This is a genomic window from Variovorax sp. AC103, assembly GCF_979254005.1.
Genome location: NZ_CEEDFC010000022.1, coordinates 44,481 through 66,290, shown reverse-complemented (window position 1 = coordinate 66,290; position 21,810 = coordinate 44,481). Strand labels below are relative to the sequence as shown.

Sequence of the window (21,810 nt, the reverse complement as noted above, 5' to 3'; positions counted from 1 at the left end):
GGCTGTCGCGCCGCATCGCGCCCGTGCCCCTTTCACCGGAGACCCGATGCACCTTTCGACCGCCGCTTTCGCCGCCCTGCTGCTGGCATCCGCCCCCGCCCTCGCCCTCGCTGCCCCCGTCGCCGCCACCGTCGAGAACGGCACCACCACCACCGCCTGCGCCGAGGAAGACAACGTCTCCCTCACCCTGCGCGGCGAGGGCATCCGCCGCATGCGCATCGATGCCCTGCAGCCCGACTACCTCGACAAGATCGGCAACGACGTCACCGCCCCCGACTTCTCGGGCTGCAACTTCGACGGCGGCGCGCACCCTACCGACCCGGCCCATCGCTTCAGGAAGCGCACCGTGGTGCTGATGGACAACGCCCAGTGGCGCATCGTCGGCATGACGCTGCCGACCTTCTGGCGCGCACAGCGCGTGCCGGTGCAGGTGGGCAAGCGCAAGGACAGCGGCTTTCACCTGCTGCAGGTGTTCAAGAAGGAGAACGGCAAGGCGCTCGAGGCCATCGTGCTCTACCCGTCCGACGGCTACTGGCGCCTGAAGCCGTTGCCCGACACGCGCTTCGGCGACGGCGTCTACGGCTCGTCGTTCCTGCTGGGGCCGGTCGAGGCGGCGGCGCGGCCGGTGGTGAACATCGCATCGATCCGCATCGTGCCCCGGCCGCTGGCCATTCACGTGCGCTTCACGGACGGCGGGAGCGCCGTGGCCCGTGTCGACGAAATCAGCCGCACGCGCACCGCGCTCGACGTGGCGTTCTCCAGGCCCACCGCCAGCGCGCAACCCTTCGCGGTGCTGCGCTCGATGTACGTGACGCCCGACAACGCCGACGTGAGCGAGGTGCGCTGGCAGGCATCGCCGCAAGCCGCGCCGCAGATGCTGCCGCTGCCTGAGGTGAAGACCTTGCAGGCCACGCAGGTGCGCTTCGGGCGCAGCGTGCCGTCCAAGCACAACACCAGCGCGCCGGACATTGCGTTCGGCGGCTTCGACGACGCGGCGCGCTGAGGTTGAAGGCGCCCGCCTTCTACTGAACGATCGGGCTGCCCGGAATCTGGTCGGTCGGCGGCCTGAAGATCTGCGCCGCATCGACCGCGTCGAAGCGGTACTGCTTGCCGCAGAAGTCGCAGCCCACCTCGATGTCGCCGCGCTCGGCGAGGATGCTGTCGGCCTCCTCCACGCCCAGGCCGCGAATCATCTGCGCCACGCGCTCGCGCCCGCAGGTGCACGCGAAGTGGGGGCCCAGCAGGCCGGCCTGCGGCTCGAAGCGCAGCAGCTTTTCTTCCCAGAACAGGCGGCGAAGAATGGTCTCGATGTCCAGCGTCAGCAGCTCGTCGCGCGTCAGGCTGGACGCGAGGATCGAGATGCGGTTGTAGTCCTCGTTCAGGCCGATCTGGTCTTCGTTGGCCTGGTCGTGGTCTCTTTGGGACGTGCCCGACGTGCCTTCCAGGTTGCCCTCGCCCTTCACCGGCAGGCGCTGGATCAGCAGGCCCGCGGCCACCTTGTCGTCGGCCGCGAGCACCAGCGTGGTGTCGAGCTGCTCGCTTTGCAGCATGTAGTGCTGCAGCACGTCGCTGAGCTTGCCCAGCTTCTCGCCCTCGTCGCCGAAGAGCGGCACCACGCCCTGGTAGGGCGTGACACCGGGGAGCTTGTCCTTGGGGTCGAGCGTGATCGCGCAGCGGCCCTTGTTGTTCACGTTGACCATGTCGGGCAGCCGCGCATCGGCCGGCAGGTCGCCGATGACCTTGGCGGTGGCGCGCAGGCTCAGGTCGGGCTTGGCCTCGGCCACGGCCACCTTCACCGGGCCGTCGCCGAAGATCTGCAGGATCAGCGCGCCGTTGAACTTGATGTTCGACTGCATCAGCGTGGCAGCGGCCGCCATCTCGCCCAGCAGCTCGGCCACGGGCGGCGGGTAGGGACCGGTGGAGGTGTTGGAGGCGCGCCGCGCAAGGATCTCCTGCCACGCATCCGTCAGGCGCACGATCATGCCGCGCACCGGCAGGCCATCGAACAGGAATTTGTGCAGCTCGCTCAAAACGTTTTCTTTCTGTGTGTGCCTGCAACCGAACCGGTCAGGCGATCTTTTTAAGGCCCTTCGCGAAGCGATGGGCGTTTTCCACGTAGTGCTCCGCGCTCTGGCGCAGGCGGGCGGCCGCCGCGTCGTCCAGGGTGCGCACCACCTTGGCCGGCGAGCCGATGATGAGAGAGTTGTCGGGAAACTCCTTGCCCTCGGTCACGACGCTGCCGGCGCCAACGATCGAGTTGCGGCCGATCTTCGCGTTATTCAAGATCACGGCCTGGATGCCGATCAGCGAGTTGTCGCCCACCGTGCAGCCGTGCAGCATCACCTGGTGGCCCACGGTGACGTTGTCGCCGATGGTCAGCGGGCAGCCGACGTCGGCATGCAGCACCGACAGGTCCTGGACGTTGCTGTTGCGCCCGATGGTCAGCGTCTCGGTGTCCCCGCGCAGCACGGCGCCGAACCACACGCTCGCGTTGTCCGCCAGCCTGACGTTGCCCATGACCTGCGCACTGTCGGCCACCCATGCACCTTCGCCCAGTTGGGGAGCCACGCCGTCGAGTTCATAGAGCGCCATTGTTCTTGTCTCCGGGAATGTCAAAGAAGGTCAAAACTAGAATTGTAGGGATGCACCCCCGATTGAGCGCGCTCGCCGCGCTGCGCCTGACAGATCCCGATGAAAAAGTGGCCGCCACGCGCGCCGCTGCTGCGCTGACCGCTACAGATTCAATAGCAGGCGATGCCATCCGCGTGCCCGGCGACGACATCGGCGTGCCCGGCCGCCCCGAAAATCCCCTGCGCGTGGCCGCCACCGCCGTGCAGAAACGCTCGCCCTTCACCCCCGAGGGCCGCGCGGCGCTGATCCATTCGATCTGCCACATCGAGTTCAACGCAATCAACCTGGCGCTCGACGCCGTGTGGCGCTACGACGGCATGCCCGAGGCCTACTACCGCGACTGGCTGCGCGTGGCCGAAGAAGAGGCGCTGCATTTCACGCTGCTGCACGCGCACCTGCAGGACATGGGCCACCGCTACGGCGACTTCCCCGGCCACGACGGCCTGTGGAACATGTGCGAGAAGACCAAGGACGACGTGCTGGCGCGCATGGCGCTGGTGCCGCGCACGCTGGAAGCACGCGGCCTGGACGCCACGCCGCTCATCCAGGCCAAGCTCAAGCGCGTGAACACGCCCGATGCGCTGCGCGCGGTCGAGATCCTGGACATCATCCTGCGCGACGAAGTGGGCCACGTGGCCATCGGCAATCACTGGTACCGATGGCTGTGCGACGGCGCGAGCATCGACGCCGAAGCGACCTACCCGGCCCTCGTGGCGCGCTATGACGCGCCGCGGCACAAGCCGCCGTTCAACCTCGAGGCGCGCGGGCGGGCGGGGTTCAGCGCCGAGGAACTGCGCCAGCTCTCGGCGGCCCAGGACAAGGCCTGAAGCCGTCGGCCTGCGTCGTTCTAGGCAGGCCGCGCGTGCACCACCAGCTTCGGCGTGAAGTACTGGAGCACCTCGCCGCGCTGGTTGCGCGTCTGGCAGCGCATCGTCACCATCGCGCGCCCGGGCTTGGAGCGCGAGGGCACGATGTCGACCACCTCGCTGACCACGTGCAGCACGTCGCCGGGCCGCGTGGGTTTGGGCCATTGCAGCTCGCCACCCGAGCCGATGATGCCGTCGGCCAGCGGAATGCCGCTCTCCACCAGCAGCTTCATCGTGAGCGCCGCGGTGTGCCAGCCGCTCGCGGCCAGGCCGCCGAAGAAGGTGCTCTTCGCAGCCTCTTCGTCGGTGTGAAAGGGCTGCGGGTCGAACTGCTGCGCAAAGGCCTTGATCTGCGCCACGTCGAGCGTGTGCTCGGCGCTCTGGAAGCGGTCGCCGACCTTCAGGTCTTCGAGGTACAGCTTGTCCATGGGAGTCTCCTGGTTGTGACGAGCGTCATTCTCGGACGCTCAGACGCGCTCGAGGATCGTCGCAATGCCCTGCCCGCCGCCGATGCATTGCGTGGCCAGCGCATAGCGCCCGCCCTCGCGCGCCAGCAGCGACGCCGCCTTGCCCGTGATGCGCGCGCCGGTCGCGCCCAGCGGATGGCCGATGGCCAGGCCGCCGCCGTCGAGGTTGACCTTCGACGGGTCGCGCCCCAGGTCGCGGATGCAGGCCAGCGCCTGCGACGAGAAGGCCTCGTTGATCTCGATCACGTCGAGGTCTGCGGCACTCAGCCCGGCGCGCGCCAGCGCCTTGCGGGTGGCGGGAATCGGGCCGATGCCCATGACGGCCGGGTCGACCCCCACGGTCGCGAACGACTTGATGCGCGCGAGTGCCTTCAGCCCGTGCGTCGCCGCGAAAGCGTCGCTGGTGACCAGCACCACGGCCGCGCCGTCGGTCAGCGGCGACGAGGTGCCGGCCGTGACCACGCCGTCGGGGCGGAACACGGGCTTGAGGTTCGCCAAGGCTTCGGCCGAGGTCGTGGGGCGGATGCAGCCGTCGGCATCGACGATGTCGCCCGAAGCCAGGCGCACCGGAATGATCTCCCCGGCCAGCCGGCCTTGCGCGCGGGCCTCGGCCGCCTTGCGGTGGGAGTCCACGGCCAGCGCTTCCTGGTCGGCACGGCTCACATTCCAGCGCTGTGCAACGTTCTCGGCGGTCTCGCCCATCGAGATGTAGGCGTCGGTGGAGTCCTGCAGCTCGGGGTTCGGCGAGAAGTTGAAGCCGCCCTGCGGCACCATCGTCATCGACTCCACGCCCACGCACAGGAAGGCCTCGCCCATGCCTGCCTCGATCTGCGCTGCCGCGATGTGCACGGCCTGCATCGACGAGCCGCAGAAGCGGTTCACCGTCATGCCGCCCACCTCGTGCGGCAGTCCGGCGAGCAGCCCGACGATGCGCGCGAGGTTGTTGCCCTGCGAGGCCTCGGGGTACGCGCAGCCGAGGATGACGTCCTCGAGCAGTGCGGGGTCGAGGTCGGTGCGTTGCAGCAGGCCGCGCACCACGCCGGCGGCCAGCGTGTCGGGCCGCACGCCGGCAAGGGCGCCTTTCCTGGCGAAGTGGAAGGGAGAACGGGCGTAGGCGGAAATGACGGCTTTCATGGCGATGCTCCAACAGATAAAACCTACCATCCAATCGGTAGGCTATGCGGTTAAAAAATAGGCACACCGGAGCGTGCCTGCGTCGAGCCCGGCGGTCAGCCGGGCAGTGAACTCCTGAGTTGCATGATGGATTCGTCGAAGTCTTCCACGCGCCCGGTCATGCGTGCCGACAGCAGCGCGCCCTGGCACACGGAGAACACATAGGCGGCGAGCGAGGCGACCGAGGTGCGCCTGGCCTTCGTGCCCTTTTCTGCTTTCTCGCGCGTTCCTTGTGCGGACGCCAGCGCCCCCAGCACGCCAGTGAGCCACGTCACCTGGGTGTTGCGCAGTTCCTGCACGGCCAGGCGAAGCTCGTCGTTGATCACGCCCCAGCCCGGGGCCAGTGCGCCTGCGGGACACATGGCGGAGCCGGCCCGCAGCGTGTTGCGGTACATGCGGAAATAAGATTCGAGCGCGTCCTTCGGCTCCCGCGCGCGGGCGGCGTCCCAGTCCTTGAAACCCTGCGTGGCCGCGCGGATCACGGCGATACCCAGCGCTTCCTTGGTCGGAAAGTGGTGGTACAGGCTGGCCTTGCGAACACCCACCGCATCGGCCACGTCCTGGAAGCTGAAGCCCAGGTAGGAGCGGGTCTCGATGAAGCCGCGCGCCACCGCGAGGATCTGCTCGCGGGTGCTGCCGGTGGCAAGGGCGGTGGCGTCTGTCATCTACCTACTATAAGGTAGGGTGAATCCAACCGCAAGCCACGCGGTCACTTCCGCGTCAGCAGCCTCAGTCGGCCTTGATGCCCGCCGACTTGATGATGCGGCCGTTGCTCTCGAACTCGCTGGCGATCTCCTTGGCGAACGCTTGCGGCGTGCCGCCGGTCGGCACGTTGTCGGTGGCCGTGAGCTTGGCGCGCAGCTCGGGGCTGGCCAGCGCCTTGTTGATCTCGGCGTTGTACTTCGCCACCAGCGCAGGGGGCGTGGCGGCCGGCGCGAACACGCCGAACACCGAGTTGATGTTGGCCGCCTTGTAGCCCAGTTCGGCCAGCGTGGGCACCGCGGGCAGGCTCTCCAGGCGCGCCGGCGCGCCCACGGCCAGCGTGCGCAGCTTGCCCGACTGGATGTGCGACGACAGCGTCGGGCTCGCGTTGGTCGACAAAATCTCGAACTGCCCGCCGATGGCGTCGTTGAGCTGCTGGCCGCCGCCCTTGTAGGGCACGTGCGTGATGTCCACGCCCGCCGCCGCATGCAGCTGCTCCAGCACGATGTGTCCGAGCGAGGCCGGCCCCGACGTGGCCCAGCGCACGGCGCCCGGGTGCGCCTTGGCGTCGTCGATCAGCGCCTTGAAGTCCTTGGCCTTGCTGGCCGGCGTGGCGATCAGCAACACCGGCGAATACATCACGCTGGCCACCGGCGCCACGTCCTTCAGCGGATCGAAGGGCAGCTTGCCCAGGTGCGGGCTCAGCACCAGCGGGCTGATGGCCGAGAAGCCCAGCGTGGCGCCGTCGGGCGCGGCCTTGGCGACGGCGTCCATGCCGATGGCGCCGCTGGCGCCGGCGCGGTTGTCCACGATCACCGTGGTGCCCATCTGCGCGGCCAGCCGGTCGCCCAGTGCGCGCGCGACCACGTCGCTGACGCCGCCGGCCGGGTACGCGACGATGAGCCGCACTGTCTTGGGAACGGCTTGGGCGTGGGCGCCGGAGGCAGCGACGAGCGCGGCGGCAGCCAGGAGTCGGGTCGCCGTGCGGCGCGAGTGCTTCGAAGAGGCCAGGAAATTCATGTCTGTCGGTTGCGGTTGCGTGGGTTGCATCAGTCCAGCTGCAGCTTGCGCTCCTTGATCAGCCTGGACCACTTCTCATTGTCCGCCTTGACGAAGGCCGCGAACTCGACAGGGCCGAGCGAATGCACCTCGGCGCCCGCGGCGGCGAACTTCGCCTTGATCTCGGGCTGTGCCAGCGCCCTCGCCAACTCGCTGGAGAGCCTGTCGACCACGTCCTTCGGCATTTTGGCCGGCCCCACCAGACCCTGGAAGCCGACCGCCTCCATGCCCGCCAGCCCGAGTTCCTTCACCGTCGGCACGTCGGGCAGCTGCGGGTCGCGCACCGGACCGGTCACGGCCAGCGCCTTCAGCTTGCCGCCTTTCACCTGCGGCAGCAGCACGCTGCCCGCGTCGATGAGGATCTGCGTCTGCCCGCCCAGCAGGTCCTGCACCGCGGGCGCGCTGCCCTTGTACGGCACATGCGTCATGTCCAGGCCGGTGACCTGGTTCATCAGCTCGCCGTTCAGGTGGGTCGAGGTGCCGTTGCCGCCGGAGGCGAAATTGACCTTGCCCCGCTGTCCCTTGGCCCAGGCCACGAACTCCTTGAGGTTCTTCGCCGGATGGTCGGGCCGCGTCACCGCGATGTAGCTGCCCTGGCTGATCTGGCCGATGTACGTGAACTGCCTGATCGGGTCGTACGGCGGCTTGCTCTGCAGGTACGGCGCAATGGCGAAAGGGCCGGTGTTGGCCAGCAGCAGCGTGTAGCCGTCGGCCGGCTGGCGCGTGAGCTCGGTCGCGGCAATCATGCCGCTGGCGCCCGGCTTGTAGTCGACCACCAGTTGCTGCTTGAGCGCCTCCTGCAGCGGCACCTGCACCGTGCGCGCCGCGAAGTCGATGCCGCCGCCCGGCGGATAGCCGACGATCAGGCGGATGGGCTTGGCGCTCGGGAAGCCTTGTGCGACGGCAAGGCCGCTGGCGACGGCAAGGCCGCTGGCGACGGCCAGCGAAAGGCCGGCACAGAGTCGGTTGAAGTTCATGTTCTGTCTCCTCTTGTTGATCATTGGTCTTGCAGCAGGCGCTGCAGCGTCAGCGCGTTGCCGACCGCCTCGCCGCCTGCCGTGTTGTCGAGCACGCACCAGCACTGAGCGCCCTCTTCCTTCGCGAGCCGCAGCCGCTGCGCCAGCCGCGCAAGCAGGCGGTCGTCGTAGGCCGACCAGTAGCGGCGCGGCGAGCCGTGCAGCCGCAGGTAGACAAGGCTCGGCCAGCCACCGGGTGCCGCAGCCTCGTCGAACAACACCGGGTCTGCCAGCACGCGGGCCACCTGAAAGCCCGCGAGCAGGCCGTCGACCTGCGGCGCGAACCAGCTGCGATGGCGCGGCTCCAGCACCACCGCGCCCGAATGCCTTTGCCGCAGCGCGGTGAAAAACCTGCGCACCACGTCGGCATCGAACGCCAGGCTGGGCGGCAACTGCACGACCAGCGCACCCAGCTTGTCGCCGAGCCCCTCGACCTGGGCGGCGAATTCCTCGAACGCAGGCATCGCATCGACCAGCCTGCATTCGTGTGTCACCGACTGCGGCAGCTTGACCGCGAAGCGAAACCCCGCGGGCGTGCTCGCGGCCCAGCGTTCATACGTCTCGCGCCGGTGCGGCCGGTAGAAAGACGTGTCGATCTCGACCGCGTCGAAACGCTGCGCGTAGCGCTCGAGGTGCGAGCCCTCGGCCGGAAACTCCGGCCACAGCGCGCGCGGCAGGCTCCAGCCGGCGCAGCCGATGCGCCACGGTTCAGGAGAATCAGCCGCGCGGATGGTGCTTGGCATGCAACTGCTTCAGGCGCTCGCGCGCCACGTGCGTGTAGATGGTGGTGGTCGAGATGTCGGCATGCCCCAGCAGCAGTTGCACCGCGCGCAGGTCGACGCCGTGGTTCAGCAGGTGCGTGGCGAAGGCGTGGCGCAGCGTGTGCGGCGACAGCGGCACGTGGATGCCGGCGGTGGCCGCGTGCTTCTTCACGATCATCCAGAACATCACGCGCGTCATGCCGGCGCCGCGCGCGGTCACGAACAGGTCGGGCGTCTGCTGGCCGTCGAGGATGGCGGGGCGCGACTCGTCGATGTAGCGCTCGATCCAGCGCCGCGCCTCGCCGCCGAAGGGCACCAGCCGCTCCTTGTTGCCCTTGCCCAGCACGCGCAGCACGCCGTCGTTCAGGCTCATGTCGATGGCCTTGAGCGCCACCAGCTCGCTCACGCGCAGGCCGCTGGCGTACATCAGCTCCAGCATCGCGCGGTCGCGCAGGCCCAGCGGCGTCTCGACGTCGGGCGCGCCGAGCAGGTCGTCGACCTGCTTCTCGGACAGGGTCTTGATGGCGCGCGGCATCTGCCGCGCGGGCATGAGCCGGATGGTCGGGTCGGCCACCACGCGCCGCTCCCGCAGCGCCCAGCGGTAGTAGCGCTTGAACACCGTGAGCCGGCGGTTGGCGGAAGTGGCCTTGCCCTGGGTGGACAGGCGCGCGCCCATGTAGGCCTGCACGTCGGTCTCGCGCGCGGCAGTGAGCGCGGCGCCGTCGCGCTGCAGGCGCAGCCACTGCGCGAACAGCGCCAGGTCGCGCCGGTAGGCGGCCAGCGTGTTCTTCGACAACCCGTCCTCGAGCCAGAGGGCGTCGATGAAATCGTCGATGTCGGGTGTTTGCGTGGCGGCCTCGGTCATGCAATGCAAGATAACAAAAGAAAAAGCCGCCCGGCATGCGGGCGGCTTTGCGGTGCGCGAAAAACCTCAGTCGAGCTTGAGGTTCTGCTTTTTCACCACGTCCTTGTAGACCTCGTACTCGGCCTTGATCTGCGCGGAGAACTGCTCGGGCGAGTTGGCCACGATCAGCGAGCCGGTGTCCTCGATGCGCTTGCGCACCGCCGGCTCTTCCACGGCCTTCTTCACGCCCGCGCTGATCTTTTCGACCACTTCCTTCGGCAGGCCCTTGGGGCCGAGGATGCCGTAGTACGCCATGCGGTTCACCGGCTCCAGGCCCACTTCCTTGAAGGTCGGCACGTTGGGCAGCGCGGCCAGGCGCTGCGGTGCGGACACCACGATCGGGATCAGCCGGCCGCTGGTGATGAAGGGCATGGCCGAGGGGATGTTGTCGAACATGATCGGCACCTGGCCGGCCACCACGTCGTTCAGCGCCGGGCCCGCGCCGCGGTACGGGATGTGCGTGACGAAGGTGTTGGTCAGGCTCTTGTAGAGCTCCATCAGCAGGTGGCCGATGCCGCCCGTGCCCGACGACGCGTACGAGTACTTGCCGGGGTTCTTCTTCAGCTCGGCCACGAACTCGGCGTAGTTCTTGGCCGGGAAGTTCGGGTTCACCGCAATGATGTTGGGCGTGGCCGCGATGTTGATGATCGGCGTGAAGTCGTTGATCGGGTCGTACGGCGTCTTCGGATTGATGGCGGGGTTGGCCGCCGTGCTCGACACGGTGGCGATGCCCAGCTTGTAGCCATCGGGCGTGGCGCGCGCGGTTTCGGCCGCGCCCACGATGCCGCCGCCGCCGGCGCGGTTGATCACCACCACCGGCTGGCCGAGCACCTTGCCCAGCGGGTCGGAGATCACGCGCGCCACGATGTCCGTCGTGCCACCGGGTGCGAACGGCACGCTCAGCTCGACGGGCTTGTTCGGGTAGCCCTGTGCAAAGCTCTGGCCCGCAAAAGCAACCAGTGCGGCGCCCCCCACCAGCGCGCTCCATTGACGACGTTGCATCGATAACTCCTTGGATTGTTTGATGTCGAAAAAACGAAGCCCGGATGCTAGCGTCCGAAAGCCGCTTTCCGTGCTGTGGAATACCCACGGTCTGTCCGGTTTATCCTCGAAGCGGTGAACTACGCGCAGCTGCTCTTCCCCGACTTCTCCCTCATCGCCATCGGCTGGCTCCTGTGCCGCTACACCGCGCTCGACCGCCGCGTGTGGGACCAGGTCGAGAGCCTGGTTTACTACTTTCTTTTTCCGGTGCTGCTGTTCCATTCGATCGTGCGCAGCCCGCTGGACTTCGGTGCCACGTCGAACCTGCTGACCGCCGGACTATGCATCGGCGCATGCGGCATCGCCATGGCCTACGCCCTGCCCTTCGTTCCGGGTATTCGCGCGCACATCGACCGGCGCGACCACGCGGCCAGCACGCAGGTCGCGTTCCGCTTCAACTCGTTCATCTGCCTGGCGCTGGCCGAGCGGCTGGCCGGGGGCGAAGGGCTGCTGCTGATCGCGGTGCTGATCGGCGTGTGCGTGCCCATCTTCAACATTGCAGCGGTGTGGCCGATGACGCGTCATGCGAATACCGGTTTCCTGCGGCAGCTGGTGCGCAACCCGCTGATCGTGGCGACCGTGGCCGGGCTGCTGGCCAACGTGCTGGGCCTGACCGTGCCGAGCTGGGCCACGCCGACACTCACGCGCATCGGCGCGGCGTCGCTGGCGCTGGGGCTGCTCGCGGCCGGCGCGGGCATGAAGTTCTCCACGCTGGGCACGGGCAAGGTGCTGGCGGTGTCGGTGCTGTCGATCCGCCATCTGTTCCTGCCGCTGGTCGCCTGGGGACTGGTGCATGCGCTGCGGCTCGATGCGACGCAGGCGGTCGTGCTGATGGCCTTCTCCGCGGTGCCGACGGCATCGAGCGCCTATGTGCTGGCCGCGCGCATGGGCTACAACGGGCCCTATGTGGCGGGGCTGGTGACGCTGTCGACCCTGCTGGGCGTTCTGAGCCTGCCGTTCGCGCTGGCGTTGCCGCGATAGGCAGCTACCCCAGGTCGCTCAGCGACCACCCACCTGCCTGCGCATCGAGCCTGTGCGTAAGACCCAGCGCCGACAGGAACCGCGAATCGTGTGACACCACCACGATCGCTCCAGGGAACCCGCGCAACGCCTGTTCGAGTGCCGACACCGAAGCGATGTCGAGGTGATTCGTCGGCTCGTCGAGCAACAGCATCTGCGCCGGTGCGCCGCTCCATAGCGCGCACGCCAACGCGGCCTTCAGGCGCTCGCCCCCACTGAGCTGTGCCACGGGCCGGCACACCGCGGCCGCACCGAGCCCCAGCAGCGCCAGCCGGGTGCGCAGCTCGGCTTCGGGCAAAAGCGAATGCAGGGCCTGCAGCTGCTGCAAGACAGAGCGGCCCGAAGACAGCGCGTCGTCCGCGCCATGGCCCTGGTCGAGCCATGCGGACCGCAGCGGTGCCTCACACCTGCCGGCGCGTGGCTCGTCGCGGCCCGCGAGCATCCGCAGGAGGCTGGTCTTGCCGCAGCCGTTGGCGCCTGTGACGCCGATGCGCACAGGGCCGTGCAGGCACAGGCTCGACGGCTGCGCATCGGCCGGCCACGCAGGCACTGCGTCTTCGAGCCACAGCACGCGGCGTCCCGCGGGAACAGACGAGGCCGGCAGCGCGAGCGCCACGGCGGGCGCGCCCGTCACATGGGCTGCGGCCTCGCGCACCGCGCTGTCGAGCGCGTCGCGGCTCTCGCGCTTGCGCTCGCTCTCTCGGCCTGCATGCGCCTGTGCGTTGTCCTTGAGGCGTCCCAGGTGCAGCCCGCCCAGGTTCGCTTCTCGCGCCCAGTTCGTGCCGCGTGCGGCACGGCGCTGCTGCGCATCGTGCTGCTTGTGCAGTTCGCGCAAGGCGCTCGCGCGCTCGGTGCGCGCATGGTCCAGCCGGGCTTGCGCGGCGGCTGCTTCGCGGTCGCGCCACGCGCTGTACGCGGTCCAGCCGCCGGTGCAACCGCGCAGGCGGCCGTGGGGCGTGATCTCGACGATGCGGTCCATGCCCTCGAGCAGTTCCCGGTCGTGGCTTGCGATGACGGCCACGCCCCTCCACGCGGCGAGCTGCTCGCTCAACCAGCGGCGCGCATCGGCGTCGAGGTGGTTGGTGGGCTCGTCGAGCAGCAAGCCGTCGGCGCCCGACAGGAAGGCCCCGACCAGCGCCACGCGCGTGCGTTCGCCGCCGCTCAGACCGTCGGCCGGCCGCAGCGGTGCGAGCGCGAGTCCGGCGACTTGCAGCGCTGCGGTGAAGCGGGCCGGCAGATCCCATTGCCCCTCGGCGATATCGAAGTCCGACGGCGCACCGACGCCCGCCTCGATGCGCGCCAGCGCCGCCAGCGGCGGCCCGAGCCCGGCCAGGTCGGCCACGCTGGCGTCCGGCGCCGGCGCGAGGTTCTGAGGCACATGCGCGATGCGCGCCGGCCGCAGCACCACGCCCGCACTCGGCATCTCGTGGCCTGCCAGCAGTTCGATGAGCCGCGTCTTGCCGGCGCCGTTGCGGCCCACGAGGCCGATGCGGCCGGACTGGAAAGTCTCGTCGATGTCGTCGAACAGCAGCCGCCCGTCGGGCAGCACAAGGCGCACATGGCGCAGTGCGAAAGAGAAAGCAGAAGAAGCGCCCAGGCCTGCGGCTGGACGCGGAGCGTGTGTGCGATGAGCCATGCGCGGCCCTCCGATGAGTTCGTTGCAAGGCGATGCAAAGGCTTTGCATCGCGGCGAATCAGGGGAGGCTCAAAGGCGCATTTCGGGGGGACGCTCCGGATGGGGAAAAAGGCCCGCGAAGGCGACGGGTCCTGCGCTTGGAAGGCACGCGGCCGGGAAGGTTCCCGGCCTGCCGCTCAGCCGCGCTGCAACAGCGCCGGCACCGCCGACGCCAGCATCGCCGCGCCGGACGCGGTCAGCAGACTCAGCACCAGCTTGCGAAACATGGCCTCGCTGATGCCGATGTACAGCCGCGCGCCCAGCAGCACCGGCACCGCGACCGCCACGGCAACGAGCGCCAGCAGCGGCACGGTGGCGCGCGAGATGCTGCCGCTGGCCAGGTGGATCGCGAACGCCACCGCCAGCATCGACAGGTTGAAGTTCTGGATGACGGCGCGCTGCGTATCGCGCTGGAAGCCGCGCAGCGTGCACCAGAGCGTGGGAATGGTCCCCGAGAACCCGCCGATGCCCGCCATCGCACCGCCGATGGCGCCGGCCACCCCGTCGGCCACGCGCCCGCCGAACGCCACCTTCGGCAGGTGTTGCGACATCAGCATGGCCGGGCACCACAGCACCAGCAGCACGCCGAGGCACAACTTGAAGACCACGAGGTCGAGGTGCGGCAGCAGCCAGACACCGAAGGGCACGCCGACCAGGCCGCCGAGCACGAAGGGCCACAGAATGCTTTTGTCGAAAGCCCGGCGCACGGTGACCGCGGCGATCACCTGCCCGGTCAGTGCCCCGAACAGCGCGAGCAAGGCGGCCAGTTGCGGCTCCAGCGTCCAGGCCCAGACCGACATGGCGACCAACCCGAACGCAAAGCCCGACAGGCCCTGCACGAACCCCGCCAGCACCGCGCCGGCGATCACATGGACATACAAGGCTTGCATGCGGCCGATGATATCGGCGGCACTTCGGCTGACAGCGGCGTCAGGCCGAGGCAGGTACGAACGCCGTGCGGCGCACGCGGCGCACGTTGAAGGCGCTCGCAATCAGCACGCCCTGTACCAGCGCCAGGCCGACGATCACGCTGGTGTACTGGCCGCTGTCCATCAGCCGGCCGAACACCAGTGGCGCCACGGCCTGGCCGATGTCGAGCCCCGCATACACCACGCCGTACACGCGGCCGGTGGCATTGGGCGGTGTCGATTTCTTCACCAGCAGGTCGCGCGAAGGCCCCGCGATGCCCGAGACGAAACCCATGGCGCCGAACAGCACGGGCACCACGACCGGCGGAAAGTCCGCGAAGGCCAACACCAGCGCCAGCGTGGCTGCAATGCCGAAACCCGCGCCCACGATGCGTTCGCAACGCGAAGGGTCCGAGGCCAGGAAGCCGCCGAACACCATGCCGACCGCGCTGGCCACCATGTAGACCGTGAGGCACATCGCCACCAGCGCCACCGGCACCGCATGCAGGTGGCCCGCGGCGACCGGTGCAAAGGTCTGCACCACGCTGATCACCGCGGCATAGAAGAAGAAGAAACCGAAGCACATCCACACGGCCGGAATGCGCAGGAAGTCGAACTCGCCGCCGGCCGGTGCGGCCGCGCCCTGCCCCGTGGCCTTGTGCACGGCGGCCGCGTCGAGCGACAGCACGCTGCGGTACACCCACAGCACCAGCAGCACCACCAGGGCCACGGCGCCTGCGGAGGCCAGCGCCACGCGCCACGAGTAGGCAATGGCGATCGGCACCACGAAGGCCGGGGCCAGCGCCCAGCCCAGGCTGCCGGTGATGCCGTGCACGCTGTAGGCATGGCCCAGCCGCGTGGGTGCGACCTTGCGGTTGAACAGCGTGTAGTCCACCGGGTGGAACACGCCATTGCCGATGCCGCCGACCACCGCGCTCAGCAGCAGCATCCAGTAGCTCTGCGCCGCCGCGTAGCCGAAGGCCGCCAGGCCCAGCGCGCCCAGGCCCACGAACAGCACCGGGCGCGGGCCCAGCTTGTCGACGATGAAACCGGACGCAGCCTGCACGATGCACGAGACCACGAAGAACACCGTGAGCACCGCGCCCAGCTCGACGTAGCTCACGTTGAACGCGTCCTTCAGCCAGGGAAACAGCGGCGCCAGGATGAGCTGGCTGAAGTGGCTGACCGCGTGGGCCAGGCCGACCAGGCCGATCAGCTTGGCGTCGGTGCGCAAGGTGGTGGGCGGGACGGCGGTCGAGGAGGTCGAAGAGGACATGGATTGCTACAAAAAACCGGGGCGGGCACCGATGCTATGCGGAGGTGGCGCGGCAGAATGGCGATACAGCGACAACATTTGTCGAAACCATGCCAAGCGACGCCCCCCCCTCCCTCGCGACCGCCAGAACCGCCCAAACCTCGGACACCGCCGCACCGCCCCCCGCCCGGAGTGCGCGCGGCACGGTGGCCGCGCCCGCGCACAGCGTCGGGCCGCTCACGCCCCACCTCTACGCCCCCGACGCGGTGCGCCCGCTGCGCGCCAAGGAGCACTTCCTCACGGCCGACACGCGGGTCGAGCTGCACGAGCACCCGTGGCCGCAGCTCACCTTCTCCACCCGCGGCGTGATCCGCCTGAGCACGCAGGACGGCAGCTACATCGTGCCTCCCTCCCGCGCGCTGTGGGTGCCGGCCAACATGCCGCACAGCATCACGCTGATCGAAGACGCGGAGCTGCGCACCGTCTACCTGCACGCCTGGATCGCGCCGACCTGGGAGAAATGCGAGGTGCTCGAAATCAGCCCGCTGCTGCGCGCGCTGATGCTGGCGCTGGACACCACGCCCGACGGCCTGCCGCCGGCCGACCCGCATGCGCCGCAGCGCGAACGCATGATCGCGCCGCTGCTGGTCGACGAGCTGGAACGCGCCACGCAGATCCGCATCGACGTGCCGCTGCCCACCGACAAGCGCCTGCGCCAACTGTGCGAGGCGCTGCTGCGCAACCCGGCCGACCGCGCCACGCTGGCCGAGCGCGCGGCCGGCATCGGCGCCAGCGAGCGCACCGTGGCGCGGCTGTTCCGCGACCAGCTCGGCATGAGCTGGCAGCAATGGCGCCAGCAGGCCGTGATGGCGCATGCGTTGCCGCTGCTGGCGCGCGGCATGGCCGTGAGCCAGGTGGCGGCCGCCAGCGGCTATGCCACCGACAGCGCCTTCTGCGCGATGTTCAAGGCAGCCACGGGCCGCTCGCCGACGTCGTTCCAGCATCGCAAGCGCCCTGCCGCCGCCTGAACCGGCGGGGCTTCGGGGGCGAGCCATGGCGGGCCGCCGCGCTCTGGCAAGATCGGCCACCGACACCATGCACTCACAGATCCCCCTGCACATGGCGCCCGACGCCGGACCACACGCGTGGACTGCCGACATCTGGCTGCGAATGCGCCGCCACTTTCTGCTGAAGGCGGTCGGTACCACGGTCTTCACGTGGCTTTTCTTCATCGGCTACTTCCACTTGCTGCGCAACCCGGCCTTTCCGGTCACGGTGATGCCGCTCACGGCGCTGGACCACCTGATTGCGTTCCAGCCCTACACGCTGGGCGCCTACCTGTCGCTCTGGCTGTACGTGGGCGTCGCGCCCGGCTTGCAGCTGACTTTCAGGGAGCTGCTGGTCTACGGGCTGTGGATCAGCGGCCTGTGCCTCACGGGGCTGGGCATCTTCTACCTGTGGCCCACACAGATCCCGCCGCTGCCCATCGATGCGTCGGGCTATCCCGGCTTCGCGATGCTGCAGGGTGTAGACGCGGCCGGCAACGCCTGTCCGTCGATGCACGTCGCGGTGGCGATCTTCACTGCCGTGCGCGTGCACGACGTGCTGCGCCGGGCCCGTACGCCTGCATTCCTGTACTGGATCAACTGGTTCTGGTTTGCCGCCATTGCCTACTCGACGCTGGCGGTCAAGCAGCACGTGGTGCTCGACGTGCTGGCCGGTGCGCTGCTGGGCATGGCGTTCGCCATTCCCTCGCTGCGCTGGCGGCCGGGAAGGCACGCGGACAAGCAGGCGACAAAGCGACAGCAAGGGGGATGTCCCTAGGGTGCGAGCGGATATCATCGGCAATCATTGATCACACTCACCACTGGCCGAACGAGGAAGGGATCGATTCAATGGCACGCCCTCCAGGGGCGGCAATCGATTCGGCGGCACATGACGACAGGCATCGCACGATGAGTTCGCTGAAGGAATTGCAGGACCTGATCCACGAGAAGTACGGCATCGATCCGTCGAAGCTCGACCCGCATGCATCGATGCGGGAAACCGGCGGACTCGATTCGCTGGCGCTCGCAGAATTTCTCTTCGCCATCGAAGACCACTTCGGCATCACCATGCCCGACGAAGACGCGAGCATCGACACCCTGGCCGAACTCGCGCAGCTGGTCGACAAGGTCCGGGCCGCGAAGACAGCGTGAACCACGCCGTCGCGGTCACCGGTCTGGGCGTCGTGGCGCCGCATGGCGACGAGCCCGTCGCGCTGTTCCAGGCGCTGCTGCAGGGCCGCTCGGCCATCCAACCCGTCTTTCCCGAACTGCCCAAGCCGGCCGCGGCCGCCACGGCGGCCTTCGACGAATCCCGCTGGTTCACCAAGCTGCAGCTGGCAGGCGTCGACCGCGTGAGCCAGCTGGCCGTGGCCGCCGCCGACCTGGCCATGCGCGACGCGGGCCTGGCGGCAGGCGATGCCGACCCCGAACGCATCGGCGTCTTCTCCGGCTGCGGCATGGGCGGCGCGGCGGCGCTCGAAGCGGCCTACCGCGGCAACGGCCGTGTGTCGCCGCTGACCATTCCGGCCTTCATGCCCAACGCGCCGGCCGCCCACGTGGCCATGCGCCAGGGCGCGCAAGGGCCGGTGCTCACCTATTCCGTGGCCTGCGCCTCGTCGTCCGCCGCCATCGCCGAAGCGGCCAAGGCCGTGCAGCGCGGCGAGGTCGACATCGCCATTGCCGGCGGCAGCGAAGCGCTGATCGTGCCCGGCGTGGTCGTGGCCTGGCAGGCCATGCAGACGCTGGCCACCTTCCAGCCCGGCGAAGCAGCCGGCGCGGTGCGCCCGTTCGCCACCGACCGCAGCGGCTTCGCCCTGGGCGAAGGCGCGGCCTTCCTGATTCTCGAATCGGCCGAGCGCGCCCGTGCGCGCGGCGCCCGCAGCTACGCCACGCTGGCCGGCTGGGGCCTGAGCAGCGACGCCACCCACCTCACCAAGCCCGACGCCCCGGGCCAGGCACGCGCCCTGCGCGCGGCCCTGCGCCAGGCCGGCCTGCAGCCGCGCGACGTGGGCTACTGCAACGCGCACGGCACGGCCACGCGCATCGGCGACGTGGTCGAGCGAAATGCGCTGGCGGACGTGTGGGGCGACGACCTCGACGCGCTGCGCGTGAGCTCGACCAAGGCCTTGCACGGCCACCTGCTGGGCGCGGCCGGCGCCATCGAGGCGGTCATCACCGTGCTGGCGCTGCACCAGCGGCAATTGCCGCCGAACGCCCACTGCACCGAGATCGATTCGGCGTGCCAGATGAACCTGGTGGCGCCCGGCAACACCGCGGCACCGTCGCTCGAGGCCGCCATCAGCAACTCATTCGCCTTCGGCGGCACGAACTCCGTGCTGCTGTTCCGCCGGCCGGACTAAGCCGGTTGCGCTTGCGGCTCGGCCGCCGTCGCCCGAAGCCACGCCACGAAGGCGCCGATCAACGGATCGTCGGTGCGGCTCGGCGCCACGAACACGCTGTAGCCCCGGCTCGACGGCGCCCGGTGCGGGCAGGCCAGCACCAGTTCGCCGGAGCGCAGTTCGCGCTCGACAAAATACGCGGGCACCAGCCCCACGCCCAGGTCGGCGCGCACCGCGGCAATCAGCGTGGAAAACAGGTCGAAGCGGTGCCCCGCCACCAGGCTGTACGGCGCCTGCGCGTGCGCCGTCTGGGCAAACCACTCTTCCCAGGCGCCCATGCGGGTGCGCAGTTGCAGCAGCGGCGCGGCACGGAAGTCGCCCCGCGCCATGGACGGGCGCCCCTTCGCCTGCGGCGAGCACACCGCCACGCATGACTCGCCCATCAAGGGCAGCGCGTTCGCACCGGGCCACACCGCGTCGTCGTACTGGACGCCCACGTCGAACGGCATGGCTTCCATGTAGAGGTGTGTCGGAAACACCTGCAGGTGCAGGCTGCAGCCCGGGTGCTGCGCGATGAATGCCGGCAGCCGCGGCATGAGCCAGCCCTCGGCCAGCACCGGCACCGCGCCCACCAGCAGTCGCAGGCCGTCGGTGCGCTGTGCCATGGCCTCGAGCGTGTGGTTCTGCAGGCGCAGCAGGTCGCCCGACACCTGCCCGTGGTAGCGCCGCCCCGCCTCGGTGAGCTCGGTGCCGCGCGCTGTGCGCTGCACCAGCCGCACGCCGATCTGGCTCTCCAGCAGCCGCAACTGCTGGCTCACCGCGCTGTGCGTGAGGCACAGCTCCTCCGCGGCCTTGCCCACGCCATGATGACGGGCGACTGCGTCGAAGATCAACAGCGCGCGGGTGCTGGGAATGTGGCGGCGCATGGTGGCCATGAAGATCGGCTCGTTAGAAAAACTGACAACGCCGAAGATTAAACCAGAGCAGGCACGTAGCACAGCCGCAAGAATTGCTGACGACACCGCGTCGTCGGCGCGCTCCTTTCCGTCGCACTCTCAAGGAATCTTGCTCACCATGTCCCGCCCTGCGTCTCTTCGCCTCGCTCCGATCGTCCTCGCCTTGGCATCCGCCGCTGCCGGCCTCGCCCATGCCCAGACAGGCTCCGTCGCGGCCACGCCCACGCAGGTGCGCCCCGACGTCGACAAGGCCTACACGCAGCTGATGGCGTCTCCCGCCATCCTGAAACTGCTGGACGCGGTGAAGGCCGACCACGAGCGCTCGGTCGAAGACCTGAAGATGCTCACCGAGATCGAAGCCCCGCCCTTCAAGGAACAGAAGCGCGCCGAGGCCTTCCTCGCGCGCATGAAGGCGCTCGGCCTCGCCGACGCGAAGATCGACGCCGAAGGCAACGTGGTCGGCCTGCGCAAGGGCACGGGCAACGGGCCCAAGCTGCTCATTTCGGCCCACCTCGACACCGTGTTCCCCGCCGGCACCGACGTGAAGGTGAAGGAGCGCGACGGCAAGCTCTACGCGCCGGGCATCTCCGACGACACGCGCGGCCTGTCGGTGCTGCTGTCGTGGCTCAAAGTGCTGAACGACAACAAGGTGCAGACCGTGGGCGACCTGCTGTTCGTGGGCAACGTGGGCGAGGAAGAGCTGGGCAACCTGCGCGGCATCAAGGCGATTTTTCGCGACAACCTGGACATCGACGGCATGGTCGGCCTGGAGCCCGCGCCCGAAGGCACGGTGCTGATGCTGGGCACGGGCAGCCACCGCTACGAAGTGACCTTCAAGGGCCCGGGCGGCCACAGCTTCGGCGCCTTCGGCCAGGTGCCCAGCGCCATCCACGGCATGGGCCGCGCCATCGCCAAGATCGCCGACGTGCGCACGCCGACGTTTCCCAAGACCACCTTCACCGTGGGCACGGTCGGCGGCGGCACCTCGGTGAACACCATCGCGCCCGATGCCCGCATGGCGGTGGACATCCGCTCCGACGAAATGGCGCCGCTGCTGGAAACCGAGAAGAAGATCCTGGCCGCCATCGACGAAGCGGTGGTGGAAGAAAACAAGCGCTGGAACGTGAACACGCTCAGCGTGAGCACCAAGCTCATCGGCGACCGCCCGGGCGGCCGCACGCAGTCGGACACGGTGATCGTCGAGGCCGCCACGCGCTCGAACGCGGCCTTCGGCCACAAGACGCTGCTGACGGGCGCCAGCACCGACGCCAACGTGCCGATGTCGCTGGGCATCCCGGCCATCATCATCGGCGGCGGCGGCAAGACCGGCGGCTTCCACGCGCTCTCGGAGTGGATCGACGTGACCGACGGCTGGAAGGGTGCGCAGAACTCGCTGGTGACGGTGCTGGGGCTGGTCGGCGTGCAGGGCACGAGCACGCCGCTGCTCGAAAAGCGCCCGCCGCGCACGAAGTAATCGGCGTGCCGCGGGGGCCAGAGTCCCTGGCACTCTCCGTTATGCTGGTGGCCGCTTCCAAAGGAGACCCACCATGCATGCTCGCTCCACCGTCATCGCCCTGGCCCTGCTCGCGGCAGGCGCCTCGGCGCAGGCCAACAACCTGCTCGACCAGCTGAAGGAAAAGGCCGGCGAGGCTGCCAGCGCCAATTCGCAAGGCGGCTCCGCTGGCGGTTCATCGCTCGGCAACCTTGGCTTCAAGATGCCGGCCATCGGCTCCAGCACCATGGGCAATGCGGCCGGCGTGCTGCAGTACTGCGTGAAGAACAACTACCTGGGTGGCGACGCGGCCTCGGTCAAGGACAAGCTGCTGGCCAAGATCACCGGACAGAAGCCGCAGGAGACAGGCTTCGCCAGCGGCGCCAAAGGCCTGTTGAAAGGCGGCGACGGCCAGACGCTGAACTTCAAGATCCTGTCGTCGAAGGTCAAGACCAAGGCCTGCGACTACGTGCTGAAGAACGCAACCTCGCTGATCTGA

The 21,810-nt window shown here is 69.0% G+C and carries 23 protein-coding genes; 9 read left to right on the top strand and 14 right to left on the bottom strand.

Annotation, left to right across the window (positions count from 1 at the left end; translation table 11 throughout):
- Positions 1-46 precede the first annotated feature (46 nt).
- The gene (locus AC0IYU_RS26680) at positions 47-1,003 is read left to right on the top strand and encodes a hypothetical protein (RefSeq protein WP_472123199.1); all 957 of its coding nucleotides are present in this window, start codon (positions 47-49) and stop codon (positions 1,001-1,003) included.
- A gap of 19 nt (positions 1,004-1,022) precedes the next feature.
- On the opposite strand, the gene hslO is transcribed toward AC0IYU_RS26680, so the two are convergent.
- Together hslO and AC0IYU_RS26670 are read right to left on the bottom strand one after the other, a co-directional pair.
- Positions 1,023-2,030: an Hsp33 family molecular chaperone HslO gene (gene hslO, locus AC0IYU_RS26675; protein WP_435483424.1), complete on the bottom strand. Its 1,008-nt coding sequence runs from the start codon at positions 2,028-2,030 to the stop codon at positions 1,023-1,025.
- A gap of 37 nt (positions 2,031-2,067) precedes the next feature.
- Complete coding sequence (locus AC0IYU_RS26670; RefSeq protein ID WP_435435676.1) at positions 2,068-2,592, bottom strand: gamma carbonic anhydrase family protein; 525 nt, start codon at positions 2,590-2,592, stop codon at positions 2,068-2,070.
- 50 nt (positions 2,593-2,642) lie between these two features.
- Between AC0IYU_RS26670 and AC0IYU_RS26665 the strand changes: the two genes are divergently transcribed.
- Positions 2,643-3,458 carry a ferritin-like domain-containing protein gene (locus AC0IYU_RS26665; RefSeq protein WP_472123196.1) on the top strand — a complete coding sequence of 272 codons (816 nt, stop codon included), beginning with the start codon at positions 2,643-2,645 and terminating at the stop codon, positions 3,456-3,458.
- 20 nt (positions 3,459-3,478) lie between these two features.
- Here the strand turns inward: AC0IYU_RS26665 and AC0IYU_RS26660 are convergent, their stop codons facing one another.
- The 8 genes from AC0IYU_RS26660 to AC0IYU_RS26625 form a co-directional block, all read right to left on the bottom strand.
- Positions 3,479-3,925 (bottom strand): MaoC family dehydratase, encoded by a 447-nt coding sequence (locus AC0IYU_RS26660; RefSeq protein WP_435435674.1) that lies wholly within the window; start codon positions 3,923-3,925, stop codon positions 3,479-3,481.
- 39 nt (positions 3,926-3,964) lie between these two features.
- A complete protein-coding gene (locus tag AC0IYU_RS26655) occupies positions 3,965-5,098 on the bottom strand; it encodes a thiolase family protein (RefSeq protein ID WP_472123193.1) in 1,134 nt (377 codons plus the stop codon).
- Between the two features lie 95 nt (positions 5,099-5,193).
- Positions 5,194-5,802 (bottom strand): TetR/AcrR family transcriptional regulator, encoded by a 609-nt coding sequence (locus AC0IYU_RS26650; RefSeq protein ID WP_472123191.1) that lies wholly within the window; start codon positions 5,800-5,802, stop codon positions 5,194-5,196.
- Positions 5,803-5,866: 64 nt separating this feature from the next.
- Positions 5,867-6,859 carry a Bug family tripartite tricarboxylate transporter substrate binding protein gene (locus tag AC0IYU_RS26645; RefSeq protein WP_472123188.1) on the bottom strand — a complete coding sequence of 331 codons (993 nt, stop codon included), beginning with the start codon at positions 6,857-6,859 and terminating at the stop codon, positions 5,867-5,869.
- 29 nt (positions 6,860-6,888) lie between these two features.
- Positions 6,889-7,875, bottom strand: coding sequence for a Bug family tripartite tricarboxylate transporter substrate binding protein (locus tag AC0IYU_RS26640; RefSeq protein ID WP_472123186.1), 987 nt, complete (start codon positions 7,873-7,875; stop codon positions 6,889-6,891).
- A gap of 20 nt (positions 7,876-7,895) precedes the next feature.
- Entirely contained in the window at positions 7,896-8,657 is a 762-nt protein-coding gene (locus AC0IYU_RS26635) for a DUF72 domain-containing protein (protein WP_472123184.1), read from the bottom strand.
- Complete coding sequence (xerD, locus tag AC0IYU_RS26630; protein ID WP_472123181.1) at positions 8,632-9,540, bottom strand: site-specific tyrosine recombinase XerD; 909 nt, start codon at positions 9,538-9,540, stop codon at positions 8,632-8,634. Before xerD ends, AC0IYU_RS26635 begins: the two co-directional genes overlap by 26 nt.
- A 66-nt stretch (positions 9,541-9,606) precedes the next feature.
- Complete coding sequence (locus tag AC0IYU_RS26625) at positions 9,607-10,581, bottom strand: tripartite tricarboxylate transporter substrate binding protein BugE (protein WP_435483417.1); 975 nt, start codon at positions 10,579-10,581, stop codon at positions 9,607-9,609.
- A gap of 102 nt (positions 10,582-10,683) precedes the next feature.
- Between AC0IYU_RS26625 and AC0IYU_RS26620 the strand changes: the two genes are divergently transcribed.
- Positions 10,684-11,601, top strand: a complete 918-nt coding sequence (locus AC0IYU_RS26620; protein WP_435483729.1) for an AEC family transporter — start codon at positions 10,684-10,686, stop codon at positions 11,599-11,601.
- Between the two features lie 4 nt (positions 11,602-11,605).
- Here the strand turns inward: AC0IYU_RS26620 and AC0IYU_RS26615 are convergent, their stop codons facing one another.
- The 3 genes from AC0IYU_RS26615 to AC0IYU_RS26605 all read right to left on the bottom strand — a co-directional run bounded on the left by AC0IYU_RS26615 (position 11,606) and on the right by AC0IYU_RS26605 (position 15,499).
- Entirely contained in the window at positions 11,606-13,276 is a 1,671-nt protein-coding gene (locus AC0IYU_RS26615; protein WP_472123178.1) for an ABC-F family ATP-binding cassette domain-containing protein, read from the bottom strand.
- A 176-nt stretch (positions 13,277-13,452) separates the two neighbouring features.
- Positions 13,453-14,205 carry a sulfite exporter TauE/SafE family protein gene (locus AC0IYU_RS26610; RefSeq protein WP_472123175.1) on the bottom strand — a complete coding sequence of 251 codons (753 nt, stop codon included), beginning with the start codon at positions 14,203-14,205 and terminating at the stop codon, positions 13,453-13,455.
- A gap of 40 nt (positions 14,206-14,245) precedes the next feature.
- Entirely contained in the window at positions 14,246-15,499 is a 1,254-nt protein-coding gene (locus AC0IYU_RS26605; RefSeq protein ID WP_435435665.1) for an MFS transporter, read from the bottom strand.
- Between the two features lie 89 nt (positions 15,500-15,588).
- On the opposite strand from AC0IYU_RS26605, the gene AC0IYU_RS26600 reads away from it, so the two are divergent.
- The 4 genes from AC0IYU_RS26600 (at position 15,589) to AC0IYU_RS26585 (ending at position 18,884) form a co-directional block, all read left to right on the top strand.
- Positions 15,589-16,506 (top strand): AraC family transcriptional regulator, encoded by a 918-nt coding sequence (locus AC0IYU_RS26600; protein WP_472123172.1) that lies wholly within the window; start codon positions 15,589-15,591, stop codon positions 16,504-16,506.
- Positions 16,507-16,573: 67 nt separating this feature from the next.
- Positions 16,574-17,302, top strand: coding sequence for a phosphatase PAP2 family protein (locus tag AC0IYU_RS26595; RefSeq protein WP_472123169.1), 729 nt, complete (start codon positions 16,574-16,576; stop codon positions 17,300-17,302).
- Positions 17,303-17,433: 131 nt separating this feature from the next.
- A complete protein-coding gene (locus AC0IYU_RS26590) occupies positions 17,434-17,676 on the top strand; it encodes an acyl carrier protein (protein WP_116908594.1) in 243 nt (80 codons plus the stop codon).
- Positions 17,673-18,884 (top strand): beta-ketoacyl-[acyl-carrier-protein] synthase family protein, encoded by a 1,212-nt coding sequence (locus AC0IYU_RS26585; RefSeq protein WP_472123167.1) that lies wholly within the window; start codon positions 17,673-17,675, stop codon positions 18,882-18,884. The genes AC0IYU_RS26590 and AC0IYU_RS26585 overlap by 4 nt, the downstream gene beginning before the upstream one ends.
- Here the strand turns inward: AC0IYU_RS26585 and AC0IYU_RS26580 are convergent.
- Positions 18,881-19,789, bottom strand: a complete 909-nt coding sequence (locus tag AC0IYU_RS26580; protein ID WP_472123374.1) for a LysR substrate-binding domain-containing protein — start codon at positions 19,787-19,789, stop codon at positions 18,881-18,883. The genes AC0IYU_RS26585 and AC0IYU_RS26580 overlap by 4 nt on opposite strands.
- 148 nt (positions 19,790-19,937) lie before the next feature.
- Here AC0IYU_RS26580 and AC0IYU_RS26575 point away from each other — a divergent pair, with 148 nt between their 5' ends.
- Both AC0IYU_RS26575 and AC0IYU_RS26570 read left to right on the top strand, forming a co-directional pair.
- A complete protein-coding gene (locus AC0IYU_RS26575) occupies positions 19,938-21,293 on the top strand; it encodes a M20/M25/M40 family metallo-hydrolase (RefSeq protein WP_472123164.1) in 1,356 nt (451 codons plus the stop codon).
- A gap of 73 nt (positions 21,294-21,366) precedes the next feature.
- Positions 21,367-21,810 (top strand): DUF2501 domain-containing protein, encoded by a 444-nt coding sequence (locus AC0IYU_RS26570; RefSeq protein WP_435483409.1) that lies wholly within the window; start codon positions 21,367-21,369, stop codon positions 21,808-21,810.

Excerpts from the sequence above, each read along its gene's own strand:
- AC0IYU_RS26680 (WP_472123199.1), top strand. The coding sequence starts at position 47 with ATGCACCTTTCGACCGCCGCTTTCGCCGCCCTGCTGCTGGCATCCGCC.
- AC0IYU_RS26670 (WP_435435676.1), bottom strand. The coding sequence starts at position 2,592 with ATGGCGCTCTATGAACTCGACGGCGTGGCTCCCCAACTGGGCGAAGGT.
- AC0IYU_RS26665 (WP_472123196.1), top strand. The coding sequence starts at position 2,643 with ATGCACCCCCGATTGAGCGCGCTCGCCGCGCTGCGCCTGACAGATCCC.
- AC0IYU_RS26660 (WP_435435674.1), bottom strand. The coding sequence starts at position 3,925 with ATGGACAAGCTGTACCTCGAAGACCTGAAGGTCGGCGACCGCTTCCAG.
- AC0IYU_RS26655 (WP_472123193.1), bottom strand. The coding sequence starts at position 5,098 with ATGAAAGCCGTCATTTCCGCCTACGCCCGTTCTCCCTTCCACTTCGCC.
- AC0IYU_RS26650 (WP_472123191.1), bottom strand. The coding sequence starts at position 5,802 with ATGACAGACGCCACCGCCCTTGCCACCGGCAGCACCCGCGAGCAGATC.
- AC0IYU_RS26645 (WP_472123188.1), bottom strand. The coding sequence starts at position 6,859 with ATGAATTTCCTGGCCTCTTCGAAGCACTCGCGCCGCACGGCGACCCGA.
- AC0IYU_RS26640 (WP_472123186.1), bottom strand. The coding sequence starts at position 7,875 with ATGAACTTCAACCGACTCTGTGCCGGCCTTTCGCTGGCCGTCGCCAGC.
- AC0IYU_RS26635 (WP_472123184.1), bottom strand. The coding sequence starts at position 8,657 with ATGCCAAGCACCATCCGCGCGGCTGATTCTCCTGAACCGTGGCGCATC.
- xerD (WP_472123181.1), bottom strand. The coding sequence starts at position 9,540 with ATGACCGAGGCCGCCACGCAAACACCCGACATCGACGATTTCATCGAC.
- AC0IYU_RS26625 (WP_435483417.1), bottom strand. The coding sequence starts at position 10,581 with ATGCAACGTCGTCAATGGAGCGCGCTGGTGGGGGGCGCCGCACTGGTT.
- AC0IYU_RS26615 (WP_472123178.1), bottom strand. The coding sequence starts at position 13,276 with ATGGCTCATCGCACACACGCTCCGCGTCCAGCCGCAGGCCTGGGCGCT.
- AC0IYU_RS26610 (WP_472123175.1), bottom strand. The coding sequence starts at position 14,205 with ATGCAAGCCTTGTATGTCCATGTGATCGCCGGCGCGGTGCTGGCGGGG.
- AC0IYU_RS26605 (WP_435435665.1), bottom strand. The coding sequence starts at position 15,499 with ATGTCCTCTTCGACCTCCTCGACCGCCGTCCCGCCCACCACCTTGCGC.
- AC0IYU_RS26600 (WP_472123172.1), top strand. The coding sequence starts at position 15,589 with ATGCCAAGCGACGCCCCCCCCTCCCTCGCGACCGCCAGAACCGCCCAA.
- AC0IYU_RS26595 (WP_472123169.1), top strand. The coding sequence starts at position 16,574 with ATGCACTCACAGATCCCCCTGCACATGGCGCCCGACGCCGGACCACAC.
- AC0IYU_RS26590 (WP_116908594.1), top strand. The coding sequence starts at position 17,434 with ATGAGTTCGCTGAAGGAATTGCAGGACCTGATCCACGAGAAGTACGGC.
- AC0IYU_RS26580 (WP_472123374.1), bottom strand. The coding sequence starts at position 19,789 with ATGCGCCGCCACATTCCCAGCACCCGCGCGCTGTTGATCTTCGACGCA.
- AC0IYU_RS26575 (WP_472123164.1), top strand. The coding sequence starts at position 19,938 with ATGTCCCGCCCTGCGTCTCTTCGCCTCGCTCCGATCGTCCTCGCCTTG.
- AC0IYU_RS26570 (WP_435483409.1), top strand. The coding sequence starts at position 21,367 with ATGCATGCTCGCTCCACCGTCATCGCCCTGGCCCTGCTCGCGGCAGGC.